Below are 16,582 nucleotides of genomic sequence, written 5' to 3'. Positions count from 1 at the left end.
CGATGACCACAGTGGACAAAAGTCGCGAAATCCAGGTCGACGCCGCGCAGGCTCGGCAAGTCGCCGAGGAAGCCCGCGAATCTCGCTGGGACCGGCCGAGCTTCGGCAAGGAGCTGTTCCTCGGCCGGCTGCGGCTCGACCTGATCGACCCGATGCCCGAAAGCCCGACCTCCCCCGAGGGCGAGGCATTCCTCGAACGGCTACGCGAGTTCTGCGAGACGAAGGTCGACGGACGCCAGATCGAGCGGGACGCGTGGATCCCGGACGAGGTGATCAACGGGCTCAAGGACATCGGCGCCTTCGGCATCAAGATCCCCGCGGAGTACGGCGGCCTCGGGCTGCCCGCGGTCTACTACCACCGCGCTCTGATGATCGTCGCCACGACCAACCCATCGATCGGCGCCCTGCTCTCCGCGCACCAGTCCATCGGCGTGCCGCAACCGGTGAAGTTGTTCGGCACCGCGGAGCAGAAGCGGGAGTTCCTGCCGCGCTGTGTCCGCGAGATCACGGCCTTCCTGCTCACCGAACCCGATGTGGGCAGCGATCCCGCCCGGCTGGCCACCAGCGCGGTCCCCAGCGAGGACGGCCGGACCTACACGCTCAACGGGGTCAAGCTCTGGACGACCAACGGTGTGCTGGCGGACCTGCTGGTGGTGTTGGCGCGGGTGCCGCGATCCGAGGGGCATCGCGGCGGCCTCACCGCGTTCGTCGTCGAAGCCGGGGACGATGGGATCACCGTGGAGAACCGCAACTCGTTCCTCGGGTTGCGCGGTATCGAGAACGGGGTGACGCGGCTGCACGACGTGGTGGTGCCGGCCGAGAATCGGATCGGCCGGGAGGGCGACGGCTTGAAGATCGCGCTTACCACGCTCAATGCCGGGCGCCTGTCGTTGCCCGCGATGTGCGCCGCCGCCGCGAAGTGGTGCCTGCTGATCGCGCGCGAGTGGTCGGCGCAGCGGGTCCAGTGGGGTCGGCCGATCGGCGAGCACGAGGCCATCTCGGACAAGATCTCGTTCATCGCGGCCACGGCCTTCGCGCTGGAGGCCGTGCTCGAGGTCTCCGGCAGGCTCGCCGACGCCGACCGGCACGACATCCGCATCGAAGCGGCGCTGGCCAAGCTCTACTCGTCGGAAATGTCCTGGCAGATCGTCGACGAGCTGGTGCAGATCCGGGGCGGGCGTGGCTACGAGACAGCCGACTCGCTGGCCGCGCGCGGCGAGCGCGGAGTGCCCGTCGAACAGTTGCTGCGGGATTTGCGGATCAATCGGATCTTCGAGGGTTCCAGCGAGATCATGAGGCTGCTGATCGCCCGCGAGGCGGTCGATACGCACCTGTCGGTGGCCGGCGACATCATCGATCCGAAGGCCGACCTGTCGCGCAAGGCGCGAGCGGCGGCCCGTGCCGGTGGCTTCTACGCGCGTTGGCTGCCGACGCTGGTGGCCGGAAAGGGACAGCTGCCCGGCGGTTTCGGCGCATACGGCCCGTTGGCCGAACACCTGCGGTTCGTGGAACGGGCCAGTCGGCGCATCGCGCGGCAGACCTTCTACGGGATGTCGCGATGGCAGGCCGATATGGAGCACCGGGAGCTCTTCCTCGGCCGCATCGTCGATATCGGCGCGGAGCTGTACGCGATGAGCGCCAGCTGCGTCTACGCCCGTTCGGCGGGCCAGGAGCCCTCGGCGGTGGAGTTGGCCGACGCGTTCTGCCGTCAAGCGCGCCGCCGCGTCGAGACGTTGTTCCGGCGGTTGTGGCACAACACCGACGCGCCCGATCGGGGGCTCGCGCGAAAGGTGCTGGACGGCCGGTATTCCTGGCTGGAGGACGGGATCCTGGACGCCTCCTCCAACGGCCCCTGGATCGCCGAGGCGGCTCCCGGTCCGTCACAGCGGAAGGACCTCCGACGAACAGTGCCCCGCACCTAACGTCCAGGAACCTTGGTTGGGGTTAGATCACCTCGGGCACGCAACCCACCGCACCGTCCGGGTCGCCCTGGGGAACGCCGATTTCGCGCGAAAATCGCCAACCCTGCGCACCCGACGGGGCACGCGCTTAGCGGCAGGTCGCGAGCATCTCCTGGAGCGCCCCCTTCTCCTGTTCGGTGATCGTCAGGTCGTAGGCGCGTTTGACCGTGACCCAATTCGTGGCATAACTGCACCAGTTCGCGCGTTCGGGCTTCCACTGGGACGGGTCCTGGTCGCCCTTGCTGCGATTGGAGCTCGAATCGACCGCCACCAGCTGCGGCAACGTCATCTCGTTGGCGAACTGTTCGCGGCGGTGGTCGTCCCACTTGTTCGCACCGCTGCGCCAGGCGTTTGCCAGCGGGACCATGTGGTCGATGTCGATCTGGCGCGGGTCGGTCACCCGCTGGCCGTTGTAGGCGCTGGTCCACGTGCCGGATACCGCCTCGCAGGCGTTGTTGGTTCGCACGTCCTGACCGTCGCGTGCCAGCACCGCCTCGCGGGTGTTGCAGTTCTTCCCGGCTTTCGGCTGCGCCGTCCAATGCTCGAACCGCTCCCGGGAGTATCCGTCCATCGAACCCGCCGGGGCGACGCGTAACTCTGCGAGCTGCTCGCTGGCGGGCCCGGTGCCACTCCCCTGCTCGCTGGCGGGCGCGGTGCCGCTGCCCTTCGCGCCGTCGAGTAAGCCAGACTCGAACACCACCCACATCGAGCCCAGCAGGAGGGCCGCCACGATCGACGTCCACACAGACTTCTTGGCAGCCATGCGTCTCCTCGGATAAAGCAGCTGGTATTGCCGTCGATCGATCATCGCATGCAGCCGCCGCTCGCTCCGCCGGGCGGGTATCGTTGCGAGGCACACGACGGGTCATCGGCTAACCACTGCGCGTGACAGCGCGATGTAGCCGGAAGCGGTTATCAGTCCGCACGCCTCGAATTCCGTTTTCACGGTGGAAAATCCCGCTCCTTGCCAAGCAAGGTCTCGCGGGTTACAAGCCCCGCGCAAGATCTCGATTGTCGCCGAATTGCCGAGCAACCCAGCGGTAAGGTCCTCAAGACTCGGCTGCGCACAGAACATGCGGCGGGCCAAGCGACTCCCCAAGGACGGACCCCGGCAAGGAGACACGAACAATGGGTAAAACCGCCAACCCCTTCGATCTGGCCGGCCACGTTTCCGTTGTCACGGGCGGCAACTCGGGCATCGGGCGCGCGATGGCCGATGCGCTGGCCGCGGCGGGCGCGGGCGTCTGCATCTGGGGCACCAACACCGAGCGCAATGAGAAGGCCGCCCGGGGATTGGCGAAGCACGGCGGTCAAGTGCTGGCGCTGTCTTGCGATGTCGGCGACGAGGAGCAGGTCGAGGCCGCGATGTCGAGCACCGTCGAGCAGTTCGGGCGGCTGGACTCGTGCTTCGCCAACGCCGGGGTCGGCGCCGGGAACGCCCGCTTTGTGGAGACCGAGCTCAGCGATTTCCACCGTGTGACGCGGGTAAACGTCGATGGCGCGTTCCTCACGCTGCGCGCCGCCGCGCGACGGCTGCTGGCGCAGGGGGAGGGCGGCAGCCTGGTCGGCACGTCGAGTCTGGCGGCGCGGCAGGGGCAGCCCCGCGGTCAGGCCTACGCCGCGTCGAAGGGCGCCTTGGTGTCGATGATCAAATCGATCGCGATCGAGCTTGCGCGGCATGGGATCCGGGCCAACGCGGTGCTGCCGGGCTGGGTGAGCACCCCGCTCGCCGACCCGGCGTTGCGATCCGAGGGATTCCAGCGCAAGGTCCTGCCCCGGATGCCGGTGGGCCGTTGGGGCGCGCCGTCGGATTTCGGCGCCCTGGCGGTCTACCTGGCCAGCCCGGCAAGCGCCTTCCACACCGCGGACAGCATCACCGTCGACGGCGGCTACCTTTCGTTCTAATGCCGTGCCCGGGAGAGTTGGCCCGGTAATCGAGGGCCCGCGCAGCCGTTTCTAGGAGCCGCGCCGCTGCGCATAGCGCCGGTCGGTCACTAGGGAGTTCATGTCGAGCAGGAAGCGCCGGATCGTCTCGCGCTCCGCCTCGTCGTAGGAGCGCATTCGCTCGACCGCCTCGCCGATCAGCGGGCCGAAGAACGACCACCCGAGCTCGGTGGCGCGTTCCTCGACGACCAGCTTGACCCGACGCCGGTCCTGGGAGTCGCGTTCCCGCCGGACGTGCCCGAGCCGTTCGAGCCGGTCGACCAGGGCCGTCACCGAGGCGGAGTTCAGGCCAAGCCACTCCCCCAGCCGTCCGGGCGTCGCGGTTTCCTCCGCCCGGTCGGCGTCCAGCAACGCGATCAGCGCGCGCAGATCGGTGGGATGCAGCCGGTTGGCACCGGCGAATTCGGCGCCGAGCAGGTCGAGTTCCACCGCGATGGCCCGCAGCAGGTGAACCAGTTGGAGTTCGTCTTCCACGGCACCATGTTAATATATCGACCATCGAGATATTTGACGAGCGAGGTGCATGATGGGTTTCCGGACTCCCGTCAGCGCGGCGGCCTTCGCCGCGGCGTACGACGCCGTGCTGGCGCAGTGGCCGGTCCCGGTCGATGCACTCGACGTTCCGACGGCGTACGGGACCACCCGCGTGCACGTCTGCGGCACGCCGGACGGGACGCCATTGGTGCTGCTGCACGGCGGCGGAGCCACGTCCACGGCCTGGTTCGCCAATGTCGCCGAACTCGGCAAGCACCACCGGATCCACGCCGTCGACCTGCTCGGCGACGCTGGCCGAAGCGTCGCCGACGGCAAGGCCATCGGCGGCGTCGGCGACCTGATGGCGTGGCAAGACGAGCTGTTCGATCACCTCGGCGTCGAGAACGCGCACCTGTGCGGCCATTCCTACGGCGCGTGGATCGCGCTGCATTACGCCATCCATTCGCCCCGGGTGCACAGCCTCGCCCTGCTCGATCCGACCGGCTGCTTCACCCGCTGGAATCCGCGCTACCTGCTGCGCGCCCTGCCCATGCTGCTGCGACCGACGCCACGACGAACCCGCGACTTCCTGCTTTGGGAGGCCGGCGGCACCGGTATCGACCCGGCATTGCTCGAACTGCAAGCCCGCGGTGCCGAATTCAAGACGGCCAAAGTGATCACTCGGCCCAACCCCGACCCGTCGCGCCTTACCGTGCCCATGCTCGTGCTGGCTGCGGGGAAGAGCAAGGCGCACAACCCCGACCGTCTCATCGCACAGGCGCGCCGTCTGGTCCCCGACGTCCAGACGGCGGTTCTCCCGGGCGTCGGCCACCACGCGCTGCCGACCGAAAATGCCGCCCGACTCAACGAAATCCTCGCTGATTTCTTCGCCCGCGTCCGCCCGTGAAGCGAAAGAAGCCTGCCGCACAAGCAATCACGAATGGGTCGACCAGGTGGCGCAGTCCGGTGTCAGACCGTAACCGCGTTCGGTAACGCGCGAGTTCCGATTTTCTGGTAACAGGAAAGCCCAGCGCCGCGTCGATCCGACGTCGCTTAACTCCGCGGGCCCGCGTCGTGCCGCTCGATTGAGGATAGTCACATCAGCGTGGGCAGGCCGAAGCGTGCGTCCACTCTGGACGCACAGCGGACGACCGGGAGGCTCGGCGGTGCCAGGCCGAGTTCGTCCAGCAGACCGTTATCGGCGAAGTCCAGCAGCTCGGCGGAATCCAGGGCCCACGGTTCGTGCCGCACCGGGATCTTGAGAGCCCGACCGTGCCAGGCCGAGTACATCCGCCAGCGCGCGGTGAGGTACCGGTCCGCTCCGTTCAGCACGACCCGGTCCCCACGCCGGATGCGCAGGCTCAGGCCGACCCCTGATCGTTCGACCCGGTACGAGGTTTCCGTCGCAGTCGTCGCACATCCCACCGCCGACGACCGGTACGGCAAACAGCCCACCGTGCTCGCGATCCGGACGAAGACCGGGCTCGACGCTTCCATGGTCAGAAACGCCAGTCCGCGGCGACCACGCTCGTCGACGACGAAGGTGCGCACGTTCAGCTCGGTGAATCGCAGCCGTACCGGTCCGGTGACCGACATCCGCAGGCCGACCACGCCGAGCCAGCTCGTGCCGGCGAACAGGTCTGGCCGGGTTCGTGGCGGCAACAGCGGCTCGATTTCCCTTTTCTGACAAGGCCAATGCACGAACACCACATCGCTCCAACGCTGCCTGGTGAAAGCCCAGCGGACGCGGTGCGGCGCGGTGAGCGTGATCGGTTCGGGCTCCAACGGCTATCCAGTGATTTGCAGCAGTGCCGCGTACAGCGTCAGGTCGTTCCACAACGCTCCAGTGTCGGCAGTCTACGGCATGGGCAAGGTGGTCGCCTCTGGGCGCGCCCCTGCTCTACGGGTACGTGCGACATCCTTGTCTCCCGGGCGATCGTGCGGTGTTGGTCAGGGTCAAGTACCCCGCGTCGCATCCAGCCGCCGTCGTATCCGTGCCACGCGCTCATGCATCGGGAGTTGGTTGGTGGCGACGATGGGGCCCATTACCTCGCGCAGGAAGGTGTCGGGATCAACCGACGTGACGTCTTCGGCGCGCACAACCGCTGGGAACTCGGCCAGGACCGGGTCGTCCAGGGTCAGGGCTTCGGCAGGCGGTGGTGTCTCGCCGCAGCAGGCCCGCAGTTTGACGGCCCCTGCTGGCGGATTCTCCAACAGCACGTTGGTGTCCTCGGTGCGTCCCAGTTCCTTGATCAGTTCGAGTTCCCGCAGCACGGCAGGGGTTTTCTCTTCTGCCCAGACGATGACGCGCTCGGCAAGGCCGATGAGGACGCGGACGGTGTCCAACCAGCAGTCGTCGGGCAGGTACAGGAACCGCTGCAGTCCCTTGGAGATGCCGAGCATCGAAGCGATCTCGCTGTCGATGCCCAACAAGGCGGCCTGGGTGTTGGCAACCTGCGCGACGTCGGTGATCTCGGTCATCGCCGAGCACATCTGGATCTGCGGCTCCCCGGAGACGGTGATCGCCAAGATCGAGAAGATGCAGGACGACATCGGCGGCTTCGGCCAGATCGTCATGAACACCCACGACTACCTCGAAGACTCCAAGCCCTGGACCGAGTCCATGCACCGCATCGCCAAGGAAGTCGTGCCCAAGGTCCGCCCGACCGTGCCGACCGCCTGACCGCGACGGCGCAGGAATGCGTGTTCTGCCCCGGCACATCCGGGGCAGAACACCATCCGATTCCAGCGATGCTGTGGCGGGCCTGATCGACATCCGTCCACCGTCGCAAGCCGGCGACGACCGTGCTCACCGCCGGTCTCGTTGCCAGTCCCGGCTCCCGCACCGCGTTTCACGCGGCCGTCGGCGTCGCTCTACTCGATGTCACACTGCTCCTGAGCTCCGCTGTCCGGTCGGCCCGACCACCGGGTCCGGCCACAATGGACCTCGACGCGGCTCGCGGTCGCTGTTTCTTTCTCGGGCTCCGTCAGGTATTCAGGTTGGATGACCGAACTGCTGTTGGGCCCGCTATTGCGCTACGTCGACGAAAGCCGGGCGACCGTGTGGGTGGAGACCGATGGTCCCTGCACGGTCGCGGTGCTGGGCGGTTCGGCGCGCACGTTCCAGGTCGGTGGACACCACTACGCACTGGTCACCGTGCCCGATTTGGACGCCACCACGCCTTACGAGGTGCGGTTGGACGGACGCGTGGTCTGGCCCGAGCCCGGCAACCCGCCGAGCTGGATCCGGCCGGTGGCAGGATCGGCGACGTTGCGGCTGCTGTTCGGCTCCTGCCACTTCGACCGCCCGGAAAACGCCAACCACCGCAAGGCGCTCGGGCCGGATGCGCTGGCCGCCTACGGAGCCCAGCTGGCGCGCACCCCGGATTCCGGCTGGCCGGACGCGCTGCTGCTGCTCGGCGACCAGGTCTACGCCGATGAGACCACCCCAGAGCTGCGGCGCGAGTTGAGCGCCCGACGCGATCTCCGCCGCCCGCCCGGCCACGAGGTCGCCGACTTCGAGGAGTACACGCTGCTGTACCGGTATGCCTGGCGTGCCCCGGGAATCCGGTGGCTGCTGTCGACGCTGCCCACCATGATGATCTTCGACGACCACGACGTGCGGGACGACTGGAACACCTCGCGTGCCTGGCGGGCGCGGATGGCGCATGCGCCGTGGTGGCCGGAACGGCTGCTCGGCGGGCTCGTCTCATACTGGATCTACCAGCACATCGGCAACCTCAGTCCGGAAGAACTCGACCGCGACGAGACCTACCAGCAGGTGCTGGCGGCCGGTCGCACCGGCGATGCCCTCCCGGTGCTACGCGAGTTCGCGGCGCGCGCCGACCGCGAGCAGAACGGGACGAAAGGGGCGCGCTGGAGCTACTACCGCGATCTCGGCCCGGCCCGGCTGGTGGTGCTTGACACCCGCTGCGGCCGAATCCTGGAAACCGCCGACCGCGCCATGCTCTCCGACGTCGACTTCGCGTGGCTGCGCAAGATCACCGAAGGCAACCACGAGCACCTGGTGCTCGCTTCGTCCTTGCCGTGGCTGCTGCCGCCGGCCGTGCACCACATCCAGTCCTGGAACGAGCTCGCGTGCACCGATCGGGGCCGAGTACCGAGGTTCGCCGAACGACTCCGGCAGGTCGGCGACTTCGAGCACTGGGCGGCGTTCCGAGCCTCCTTCGACCGGCTCAGCTCGCTGATCCAGGACCGCGCGGAAGGCGCTTCCGCGCCGGCCACGGTCAGCGTGCTTTCCGGCGACGTGCACCACAGCTATCTCGCCGAGGCCGGCTACCCGCACCCGACGCGGTCGCGCGTGGTCCAGTTGACCTGTTCGCCGCTGCACAATCCGGCACCGCGCGTGCTGCGCGGACCGCTGCGTGCGGCGTGGTGGGCACCGATAGCCGAGCTTTTCCGGCGGCAGGCGGAACGAGTTGGAGTTGCGCAGCTGCCGCTTGGCTGGCGCAGGATCGCCGACCCGTTCTTCGGCAACGCCATCGGCAGGCTGGACTTCGACGGCCCGCACGCCGAGGTCCGGCTCCTGGAAGCGACCAGCGACCGGCGTCTCACCGCCGCCTGCCGCGAGCGGCTCACCTGAATGTCCTTTGTGGACCTGTCCGGCCGGTCGTCGGCGTCGCTGCCCAGGACGCGCTGTCCGCGGTTCTCCGCGACCGGCTTGATGTCGCCGGACGGCAAGATCGCCATTTCGATTTCGTGCCGCACATCCCCTGACCGCACGCGGTTGTGGTCCGATGGAACGATGAAGATTCGAATCGGAGTGGGGCTCGGTGCGCAGCACGGCACCCCTGATGTCTTCGCCGACATCGTCGACCGGCTCGAAGCGGCCGGGGTGGATTCGCTGTGGCTGTCGGAGTTCATCTACTCGCCGCAGGTCGACCCGTTCATCGGGATGACGCACGCGCTCGCCCGCACCGCCAGGCTCAAGGTCGGCACGGGAGTGGCCGTACTGCCGGGCAGGCACCCAGTGCTGGTCGCCAAGCAACTGGCCACGCTGGCCGGGCTGGCACCGCGCCGGGTGCTGCCGGTATTCGGGCTGCGCCCGGACCGCCGCCGCGAACGCGACCTGTTCGCGGTGCCGCCCGGGCGACGCGGCGCGGTGTTCGACGAATCGCTGCACCTCGTGCGCCGACTGCTGACGCAGGACGAGGTCACCCACCACGGCGAGTTCTTCGACATCGAGGACGCGTCGATCGGCCCGAGACCGGCCAAGCCGGTGGATATCTGGCTCGGTGGCAGCTCACCGGCCGGGCTGTGCCGCGTCGGCCGCTACGGCGACGGCTGGCTGGCGAGCTTGCTGTCCCCCGGCGAAACCCGGCACGGCCGACAGGCGATCGAGGCCGCTGCCGCCGAAGCCGGCCGCGAGATCGAGGCCGACCACTACGGCATCAGCATCCCGGTGGCCACCGACGGCATCCCGGCCGACCTGCTCGCCAGCGTGCGCGACCGCCGCCCGGACGCCGATCCGGCCGAACTGGTGGCCGCCAGCTGGCCCGACGCCCGGCGGATGGTGGAGGGCCACCTGGCGGCGGGCCTGACCAAGTTCGTCATCAGACCCGCCGACCCGACGGGCTCGTTCGACGACTTCCTGCACCGGTTCACCGAAGAACTGCTGCCGTTGCAAAACTAGGGTCTGCCCTATAAGCGGCGTAAGCCACTTGCGGTGTGGGACTCACACTCGCTAAACCAGGAACGAGAACAGCGGTGAACCGGGCGAGACCTGCTCGATCTGCAGCGGCGATTCCTTCATCCGCTTCAGCAGCCCGTCCAGCTCGTCGGCGCGGTCGAGCTCGATGCCCACCAGCGCCGGGCCGGTTTCCCGGTTGTTCTTCTTCACGTACTCGAACGCGACGATGTCCTGGCCCGCGTCGAGCACGTCGTCCAGGAAGTGCCGCAGCGCGCCCGGTTCCTGCGGGAACGTCACCAGGAAGTAGTGCCGCAGCCCTTCGTGCACCAACGAGCGTTCGACGACCTCGCCGTAGCGGCTCAGGTCGTTGTTGCCGCCGGAGACCACGCACACCACCGGCCCCTTGGCCGGGCGCTCCAGTGGCAGCCGCGCCGCCGCGCTGGCCAGCGCTCCGGCGGGCTCGGCGATGATCCCCTCGGTCTGGTAGAGCTCGATCATCTCGGTGCACACCGCGCCTTCGGGCACCGCTACCAACTCGTCGACCAGTTCCCGCACCACCCGGAATCCGACGTCGCCGACGCGCCCGACCGCCGCGCCATCGACGAACGTGTCCACCGATGGCAGGGCAACCGGCCCGCCGTGGTCCAGCGCCGCGCGCATGCTGGCCGCCCCGGCCGGTTCGGCACCGATCACCCGCACCTCGGGGAAGTGCTCCTTGAGCCACAGCACCACGCCAGCCAGCAGCCCGCCGCCGCCAACCGGCACGATCACGGTGTCGATCGGGCCGTCGTGCTGCTCGGCGATCTCCAGGCCGACCGTGCCCTGCCCGGCGATGGTCCGCGGGTCGTCGAAGGGGTGCACGTAGATCGCGCCGGTGCACCGGCTGTCCTCGCGCGATGCGACGCTGGCCTCGTCGAATGAGCTGCCTACGATCACCGGCTCGACCCACGGGCCACCGATCTCCGCGATCCGCCGCCGCTTCTGCCGGGGCGTATTCGCCGGGAGGTACACCCGGCCGTTGATCTTCAGCTCACGGCAGGCGAACGCCACGCCCTGCGCATGGTTGCCCGCGCTCGCGCACACCACCCCGCGCTCCCGCTCGTCCGGACCCAAGGAGGAAATCAGGTTGTACGCGCCGCGCACCTTGTAGGAGCGGCAGACCTGCAGGTCCTCCCGCTTGAGCCGCACCGGGACGCCAAGCTCGCTGGTCAGGCGGCTGCTCGGTTCCAACGGAGTGCGCCGGACCACCTGCCGCAGGCGGGTACCGGCGCGGAAGATCGTTGCGGGACTCAGCTCATCGGACACCAACCGATCCTAAATGCGCTGGTCGGCGTGCTGTCGCGCGGGTGCGCCAGGACGGCGTTATCGCGGTGTTATCGCGGTTTTGCCGCCTTCGCGCGGGGCCCATCGGCCCTACCACCGGCGGACACGGGTCCGCAGAGTGCTGGTAAGGGGGCGATCGGACATGGCGAGGTCGAAGCAGTCCGTGGTGGTGGGCGTCGACGGTTCGGAGTCATCCGTACAGGCCGCGTTGTGGGCCGCCGCCGAGGCGGCGCGGCTGGCCGTTCCGGCGCACCTGGTCCTGGTCAACGACGACCCGGCCCGCGAAGACTTCGCCAAGCAGGCGGTCCGCGACATCGCCGAGCGCTGCCACCGCGAGTACCCCGAATTGACGATCACCGACGAAGTCGCCGTCGGGCACCCGGCCGAGGAACTGGTCCGCCGCTCCGACACCGCCCAACTGGTCGTCGTCGGATCGCGCGGGCACGGCGTGTTCCGGGACGCGTTGCTCGGCGCCATCAGCACGTCCGTGGCCGCGCATGCACGTTGCCCGGTCGTCGTGGTGCGCGGCCACGCAACGGTGCCGGGCCCAGTGGTCGTCGGAGTGGACAACTCACCGGGCAGCCGCATCGCGGTGCACTACGCATTCGACGCCGCGAGTCGGCGGCAGACGGACCTCGTCGCGGTGCAGGCGCTGCCGGACGCCTACTTCACCGTCGGCGCCTACCCGGCGCCAGACCGGCAGGAGATCCAGAATCGGGCCGACCTGCACCTTGCCGAACAGCTCTCCGGCTGGTGCGCCGACTACCCGGACGTCACGGTGCATCGCGAGGTCGCCAACCAGCATCCGGTTTCAACGCTGTGCGACGCCGCCCGGCAGGCTCAGCTGCTGGTGGTCGGCCACCGCGGGCGCGGTGGTTTCGCCGGACTGCTGCTCGGCTCGGTGGCCAACGGGGTGCTGCACCACGCACCGTGTCCGGTCGCGGTGATCCGCACTGGTGCCCCGTAGCGCCTCGGGTGTTCAGGCGGGACATCCGCTCATGCCGAATAGCGTGCATACCGGTGGCCTCGAAGGGCACCCAGCTGCAGCAGGCCATGCTGGTGTCGCCGGAAGCTATGCGGTACCTGACGCGCGAAGGCGCTACTGGGTCTGCGGGCGACCCAACTACTCCGACGGCGGTTGACGCCAGACCGCGCGATAGCGCTCGGTGGCTTCGGCGTCGCGCTGCCGCCGGACCGCGGAACCGTGACCGGGCGGGTAACCGTAACGGATAAGGCGCGCGTCGACGTTGTCCACCGCATTGGTCAGCACGATGCGGGCCACCACGAGGATGCCCAGCAGCAGCGCGCCAGCGGCGATCGGCCACGCCCCACCCAGCAGACCGAGTCCCATGAACAGCACCGCACCCAGCGGAGCGACCTGGATCAGACCCCGGACCAGCACCCGCAGCACCCACGTCTTGCAGGTGGCCTCGCGCAGCACCCACTCGCGATAGCGGTCCGGGAGCTTGCCGCCGTACTGGTAGTACAGCCACCGCGCGGGGTTCGGGCGCTTGACGGGCATCTGGCCACCTTACGGTCGCCCCCTTCCCCGCGGCCGAGCCGCGTGCCCACACCGGCACGTGGCCCCGCTACCGGCCGAACCCTGACACGGGTTCATGGGTGTCCGCCGTCAGGAACGCGCGGCTTGGTCAAGCGTCGCCAGAACAGTTTCGACCACCGCTGAAGGAATAGACTTAATCGACGGGCCTTGCGCGACCGCGGCCCCTCGCCGGATCAGCGATGGGCCTCGACGGATCGGCGAACTAGAATCAGGTGTTCTCCCCCTGCGTCGCTGCTGAAGGCGAGGGCGACCATGCAGCCTCCCTTGATCACCGATCGCCTGATCGTGCGCGACTGGACCACCAGCGACGCCGACGTCCAGGCCGCGTTGGCGCTCTACGGCCGCCCGGAGGTGACCGAATGGCTCACGCCCGTCATCGCCAACGTCGCCGACCTGACCGCGATGCGCGCCGTGGTGCAGTCCTGGACCGAGTCGCAGCCCAACCTGGTACCGCCCACCGGGCGGTGGGCGATGCAGCGGCGCTGCGACGACGCGGTGGTCGGCGGCCTGGTGCTGCGGACGCTGCCCCCGTACGACCATGACCTGGAGCTGACCTGGCAGCTGCGCCCGGAGGCATGGGGCCACGGCTACGCCACCGAAGCCGCCGCTGCCCTCCTCCGCTGGGCGTTCACCTACGACATCGACGAGATCTTCGCGCTGGCCCGGCCCGACAACACCCGCGCGATCGCCACCGCCGAACGCATCGGCATGGAGTGGGTGGGCGAAACGACCAAGTACTACGACACCGCGTTGCAGGTCTACCGCATCCGGCAGGGCGACCTGCCCAACGGGCCGGCCTCCGGCAGGACCGAGGACTGACCCACTATCCACTGTGTCCTATCTGACCGTCCGCAGTGGACTCCGGCACGGTGGCGCAAGCGACGGGCATGACGAAATTCCCCGCTTTCGGACGCTCTGCCGGATACCCTTGTCAATGGGATCCTGAAGAGGTCACCCACATTCGAATAGCGCCTCGGACGCACCCGCCGGAGGTACCGTGCCACCGCACCGCAACTCCATAGGGGCCGACCGCCGACCCGCTCCGCCGCGCCGTCGCCGGTCGGCGGACAACGCCCGCCTGGGCGCCCGCGTCGTGGCCATGATGCTGTCCGCGCTGATCCTGGTGGTGACCGGATATGGGTGGTCCAACTACCGGCACCTGCTCGGCGGCCTGGCGACCAGCGACGTCACCGACGGGGCCGGCGCCGACGGGGCGACCGACATCCTGCTGGTCGGCATGGACAGCCGGACCGACGCGCACGGCAATCCGCTACCGGCGAACGTGCTCCGGGACTTGCACGCTGGCGACAACGAAGCATCGCTGACCGACACGATCATCCTGCTGCACATCCCCACCGACGGGTCCAGCGCGGTCGGCTTTTCCTTCCCCCGCGACGCCTACGTGCAGATCCCCGGCTACGGCCGGCACAAGATCAATTCCGCCTACGGCAGGGGCAAGGAAGCCGCCATCGCGGCGCAGACCAAGCGCGGCGTCACCGACCCCGCGGAGCTGGCGCGGCTGGGCGGCGATGCCGGACGCAAGCTGCTGGTGCGCACCATCGAACAGCTGACCGGCGTGTCGATCGACCACTACGCGGAGGTCAACCTGCTCGGCTTCGCCCGCATCACGCAGGCGGTCGGCGGCGTCCCGGTGTGCCTGCTCGCGTCCGCGCGGGACGCCTACTCGGGGGCGAACTTCCCCGCCGGGCCGCAGACCATCTCCGGCGCGAACGCGCTCGCATTCGTGCGCCAGCGGCACGGGCTGCCGCGCGGCGACCTGGACCGCGTGGTGCGCCAGCAGGCCTTCCTCGCCGGGCTCACGCAATCGGTGGTCTCCGGGGGCGTGCTGGCCAACCCCGCCCGGATGCGCGATCTAATCGGATCGGTGCAGGAGTCCGTGGTGCTCGACCGCGATTGGGACGTGCTCGCGTTCGCCGACCGGCTGCGCGGGCTGGCCGGTGGCGCGGTCCGGTTCACCACCATCCCCATCGAGAACGCCTCCTACGACACCCCGGACGACGGGGAGGCCATCCTGGTCGACCCGCGCAAGGTGAAGGACGCGATCAGCCACACGATCGAACCGCCGGCCACCGGGAGCAGCGAGACCAGCGAAATCCCGGATTCCGCCGCCGCCCAACCGGATGCCGCCCAATCCGATGCCGTGGCAACCGTGGACGTGCTGAACGCGACGCGCGCCGCGGGATTGGCCCAGCGGGTGCGAACCGAACTCGCCAACCGCGGCCTGCCGGTCGGGCGAGTCGGCAATGCGCCCGCGCGGTCCGAGTCCGTCGTGCGCCACGGCGCGGACAGCGCCGCCGCGGCCAATCGGGTCGCGGCGCTGCTCGGCGATCTGCCTACCGAAACCGATGAGTCGATTCCCGACGGTCGGATCCAGGTCATCATCGGAAGCGACTACCGCGGGCCCACCGCACCGCGTTTCGCGCCACCAGGCGGCATTCGACTCGACGATCCGAACCGGCAGGCGACCGGGAACAGTCCGGAGGCGATCACCGCCAACGGCATCCCATGCGTCAACTGACCTGGGCTGCCGCAACCACAACGAATTTCGGCCGACGGCAGCGGCTGCGCCGTTCCGCGGGGCTAGTTCTTGCGGGCCACTCCGGCGTAGATGCCCTTCTGGTCGTCGTCATCGCCGACCTCCCGGTGCCAGCTAGGAGCGTCGACGAGGCCGGGCGGCACCAGTTCGAGCCCGGTGAACATGTCCAAGATCTCCGCGTAGCTGCGGAAGTACATCGGATCGCGGCTGTCTTGCATCGCCGTCACCACGCCCGACATCTCGGTGGGCATCTGATCGGCGGTCAGGTGCGACAGCGCGACGTAGCGGCCGGCCGGCAATCGGGCCACGTATTCGGCCAGGACCTCCTTCGGCCGCCGCTGGTCGGCGACGAAGTGGAAGACCGCGACGGTCAGCAGCGCGACCGGCCGGTCCAGATCGAGCAGCCGTCGGGTTTCGGGCGCTCGGAACACCTTCCGCGGCTCGCAGATGTCGGCGTCGACTACGGCCGCGCGGTCGTTGTCGCCCAGCATCAGCCGACTGTGCGCCACCGCGACCGGATCGTAGTCGACGTAAACCACGCGGCACTCCGGATTGGCGCGCTGCGCCACCTCGTGCACATTCCCCGCCGTGGGAATGCCCGAGCCGAGGTCCAGGAACTGCGTGATGCCCTGCGAAACCAGGTAACGAACCGCGCGATCCAGGAAAGCGCGGTTCGAGCGGGCGATTCGCAGTCCGTTCGGCTGCACCTCTAGCACCTTCTTGGCGACCGCCCGGTCGACGGCGAAGTTGTGCCCACCGCCTAGCAACCAGTCGTAGATGCGTGCCGCGCTCGGCAACTCGATGTCGATGTGGTCCGGTGTCCAATCGGACTGGTCAGGCATTGGTGACCTCGCGCTCGGCGTCGACGGGTGCGCCGCATCCTCGCACATCCACCGCGCGGGGCGGCGGAATCCGTTCGCTGGGTCGCTTTTTCGCCGACCCAGTCCCGCCGAAATTCACTCGATCGGTTCGGCCTGGATCTGCAACCAGCGCACGAAAAAGCCGGTGGTGAGGCGGCCCCCTCGCCCGTCTCACCACCGGCCGGCACGGCTGGTGGTTACCCCTAGCGGCCAGAACCGCCAGCCGGGTGGGCGCCCGCGCCAGGCACGGCG

Annotated in this window: 16 protein-coding genes; 9 read left to right on the top strand and 7 right to left on the bottom strand. The window is 68.9% G+C overall.

Features of this window, described 5'->3' with window-relative positions:
* Positions 1–2 precede the first annotated feature (2 nt).
* Positions 3–1,922, top strand: coding sequence for an acyl-CoA dehydrogenase family protein (locus BJ970_RS35490; RefSeq protein WP_184732726.1), 1,920 nt, complete (start codon positions 3–5; stop codon positions 1,920–1,922).
* Positions 1,923–2,049: 127 nt separating this feature from the next.
* Here BJ970_RS35490 and BJ970_RS35485 read toward each other — a convergent pair whose 3' ends face one another.
* A complete protein-coding gene (locus BJ970_RS35485; protein WP_246472189.1) occupies positions 2,050–2,724 on the bottom strand; it encodes an HNH endonuclease family protein in 675 nt (224 codons plus the stop codon).
* Positions 2,725–3,089: 365 nt separating this feature from the next.
* Here BJ970_RS35485 and BJ970_RS35480 point away from each other — a divergent pair, with 365 nt between their 5' ends.
* A complete protein-coding gene (locus BJ970_RS35480; protein ID WP_184732724.1) occupies positions 3,090–3,866 on the top strand; it encodes an SDR family NAD(P)-dependent oxidoreductase in 777 nt (258 codons plus the stop codon).
* A gap of 51 nt (positions 3,867–3,917) precedes the next feature.
* Here the strand turns inward: BJ970_RS35480 and BJ970_RS35475 are convergent, their stop codons facing one another.
* Positions 3,918–4,379, bottom strand: a complete 462-nt coding sequence (locus tag BJ970_RS35475; RefSeq protein WP_184732706.1) for a MarR family winged helix-turn-helix transcriptional regulator — start codon at positions 4,377–4,379, stop codon at positions 3,918–3,920.
* A 49-nt stretch (positions 4,380–4,428) separates the two neighbouring features.
* Between BJ970_RS35475 and BJ970_RS35470 the strand changes: the two genes are divergently transcribed.
* Positions 4,429–5,286, top strand: a complete 858-nt coding sequence (locus tag BJ970_RS35470; protein ID WP_184732704.1) for an alpha/beta fold hydrolase — start codon at positions 4,429–4,431, stop codon at positions 5,284–5,286.
* Positions 5,287–5,474: 188 nt separating this feature from the next.
* Here BJ970_RS35470 and BJ970_RS35465 read toward each other — a convergent pair whose 3' ends face one another.
* Together BJ970_RS35465 and BJ970_RS35460 are read right to left on the bottom strand one after the other, a co-directional pair.
* Positions 5,475–6,164 (bottom strand): YqjF family protein, encoded by a 690-nt coding sequence (locus tag BJ970_RS35465; RefSeq protein ID WP_184732702.1) that lies wholly within the window; start codon positions 6,162–6,164, stop codon positions 5,475–5,477.
* Between the two features lie 171 nt (positions 6,165–6,335).
* A complete protein-coding gene (locus tag BJ970_RS35460) occupies positions 6,336–6,860 on the bottom strand; it encodes a hypothetical protein (protein ID WP_184732700.1) in 525 nt (174 codons plus the stop codon).
* Here BJ970_RS35460 and BJ970_RS35455 point away from each other — a divergent pair.
* The 3 genes from BJ970_RS35455 (at position 6,847) to BJ970_RS35445 (ending at position 10,032) form a co-directional block, all read left to right on the top strand.
* Complete coding sequence (locus tag BJ970_RS35455) at positions 6,847–7,062, top strand: hypothetical protein (protein WP_184732698.1); 216 nt, start codon at positions 6,847–6,849, stop codon at positions 7,060–7,062. The genes BJ970_RS35460 and BJ970_RS35455 overlap by 14 nt on opposite strands.
* A gap of 321 nt (positions 7,063–7,383) precedes the next feature.
* Positions 7,384–8,982, top strand: coding sequence for an alkaline phosphatase D family protein (locus BJ970_RS35450; protein ID WP_184732697.1), 1,599 nt, complete (start codon positions 7,384–7,386; stop codon positions 8,980–8,982).
* A 162-nt stretch (positions 8,983–9,144) separates the two neighbouring features.
* Positions 9,145–10,032, top strand: a complete 888-nt coding sequence (locus BJ970_RS35445) for a TIGR03854 family LLM class F420-dependent oxidoreductase (RefSeq protein WP_184732695.1) — start codon at positions 9,145–9,147, stop codon at positions 10,030–10,032.
* 51 nt (positions 10,033–10,083) lie between these two features.
* Here BJ970_RS35445 and ilvA read toward each other — a convergent pair whose 3' ends face one another.
* Positions 10,084–11,337, bottom strand: coding sequence for a threonine ammonia-lyase IlvA (gene ilvA, locus BJ970_RS35440; RefSeq protein WP_184732693.1), 1,254 nt, complete (start codon positions 11,335–11,337; stop codon positions 10,084–10,086).
* A gap of 157 nt (positions 11,338–11,494) precedes the next feature.
* Between ilvA and BJ970_RS35435 the strand changes: the two genes are divergently transcribed.
* A complete protein-coding gene (locus BJ970_RS35435) occupies positions 11,495–12,319 on the top strand; it encodes a universal stress protein (protein WP_184732691.1) in 825 nt (274 codons plus the stop codon).
* 156 nt (positions 12,320–12,475) lie between these two features.
* Here BJ970_RS35435 and BJ970_RS35430 read toward each other — a convergent pair whose 3' ends face one another.
* Positions 12,476–12,874, bottom strand: coding sequence for a DUF5313 family protein (locus tag BJ970_RS35430; protein WP_184732689.1), 399 nt, complete (start codon positions 12,872–12,874; stop codon positions 12,476–12,478).
* 291 nt (positions 12,875–13,165) lie between these two features.
* On the opposite strand from BJ970_RS35430, the gene BJ970_RS35425 reads away from it, so the two are divergent.
* Both BJ970_RS35425 and BJ970_RS35420 read left to right on the top strand, forming a co-directional pair.
* The gene (locus BJ970_RS35425; protein ID WP_184732687.1) at positions 13,166–13,732 is read left to right on the top strand and encodes a GNAT family N-acetyltransferase; all 567 of its coding nucleotides are present in this window, start codon (positions 13,166–13,168) and stop codon (positions 13,730–13,732) included.
* 178 nt (positions 13,733–13,910) lie between these two features.
* Complete coding sequence (locus tag BJ970_RS35420; protein WP_184732685.1) at positions 13,911–15,452, top strand: LCP family protein; 1,542 nt, start codon at positions 13,911–13,913, stop codon at positions 15,450–15,452.
* Between the two features lie 62 nt (positions 15,453–15,514).
* Here BJ970_RS35420 and BJ970_RS35415 read toward each other — a convergent pair whose 3' ends face one another.
* Positions 15,515–16,312, bottom strand: a complete 798-nt coding sequence (locus tag BJ970_RS35415; RefSeq protein WP_184732683.1) for an SAM-dependent methyltransferase — start codon at positions 16,310–16,312, stop codon at positions 15,515–15,517.
* Positions 16,313–16,582 lie beyond the last annotated feature (270 nt).

Source organism: Saccharopolyspora phatthalungensis, assembly GCF_014203395.1.
GTDB classification, from domain to species: Bacteria; Actinomycetota; Actinomycetes; order Mycobacteriales; family Pseudonocardiaceae; genus Saccharopolyspora; species Saccharopolyspora phatthalungensis.
The sequence above is the reverse complement of the archived record's forward strand: the minus strand, read 5'-3'. Positions and strand labels throughout refer to the sequence as shown.

Bases quoted from the DNA above. Each gene is read 5' to 3' on its own strand.
- BJ970_RS35490 (WP_184732726.1), top strand. From the start codon at position 3: ATGACCACAGTGGACAAAAGTCGCGAAATCCAGGTCGACGCCGCGCAG.
- BJ970_RS35485 (WP_246472189.1), bottom strand. From the start codon at position 2,724: ATGGCTGCCAAGAAGTCTGTGTGGACGTCGATCGTGGCGGCCCTCCTG.
- BJ970_RS35480 (WP_184732724.1), top strand. From the start codon at position 3,090: ATGGGTAAAACCGCCAACCCCTTCGATCTGGCCGGCCACGTTTCCGTT.
- BJ970_RS35470 (WP_184732704.1), top strand. From the start codon at position 4,429: ATGATGGGTTTCCGGACTCCCGTCAGCGCGGCGGCCTTCGCCGCGGCG.
- BJ970_RS35460 (WP_184732700.1), bottom strand. From the start codon at position 6,860: ATGACCGAGATCACCGACGTCGCGCAGGTTGCCAACACCCAGGCCGCC.
- BJ970_RS35450 (WP_184732697.1), top strand. From the start codon at position 7,384: ATGACCGAACTGCTGTTGGGCCCGCTATTGCGCTACGTCGACGAAAGC.
- BJ970_RS35445 (WP_184732695.1), top strand. From the start codon at position 9,145: ATGAAGATTCGAATCGGAGTGGGGCTCGGTGCGCAGCACGGCACCCCT.
- BJ970_RS35435 (WP_184732691.1), top strand. From the start codon at position 11,495: ATGGCGAGGTCGAAGCAGTCCGTGGTGGTGGGCGTCGACGGTTCGGAG.
- BJ970_RS35430 (WP_184732689.1), bottom strand. From the start codon at position 12,874: ATGCCCGTCAAGCGCCCGAACCCCGCGCGGTGGCTGTACTACCAGTAC.
- BJ970_RS35425 (WP_184732687.1), top strand. From the start codon at position 13,166: ATGCAGCCTCCCTTGATCACCGATCGCCTGATCGTGCGCGACTGGACC.
- BJ970_RS35415 (WP_184732683.1), bottom strand. From the start codon at position 16,312: ATGCCTGACCAGTCCGATTGGACACCGGACCACATCGACATCGAGTTG.